Genomic DNA, 433 nt, shown 5'->3' with positions numbered 1-433 from the left:
GTCCAGTAGTCGAGCCAGCGGTTCGCGTCGTCGACGTACTTCTGCTTGCCCGTCTCCATCGCGAGCAGCGCGTACGCCGCGTAGGACTTGTCGTCCCACGCGACCGTCCACTTGTACGACTTGAGGTTCGTCTGGTTCTGGTTGCTGAGCTTGTCGTACTCGGCCTCGGCCTTCGCGAGGTACATCGCGTCACCCGTCGCCTTGTATAACCAGTACGCGCCCCACACCAGCTCGTCCTGGTAGCCCGACCACGACTTGTAGAACGCCTGCGCGTCCGTGACACAGTCCGAGTAGTTCCCGCGGTAGGTGTCGGCGAACGTGTACAGCTGCTTCGCGTGCGTCAGGAGCGTCGCCGAGTACGCCGGGTCGGCGGTCTTGAAGACGATCGACGCGGACGCCATGGCGGCGGCCGTCTCGCCCGCGGCGTCCGACC

General features: G+C 65.1%; 1 protein-coding gene. It reads right to left on the bottom strand.

The genetic code is table 11. The annotated features are described in order from the left end of the window. Positions 1-433, bottom strand: a 433-nt coding sequence (locus G3I71_RS48015) for a glycoside hydrolase family 9 protein (protein WP_203733185.1), incomplete at both ends; no start/stop codon positions are given.

The sequence above is a fragment of the Streptomyces sp. SID12501 genome, from assembly GCF_010550245.1.
In the GTDB taxonomy this organism is placed as follows: Bacteria; Actinomycetota; Actinomycetes; order Streptomycetales; family Streptomycetaceae; genus Streptomyces.
This window is presented reverse-complemented; position numbering and strand designations above follow the sequence as displayed.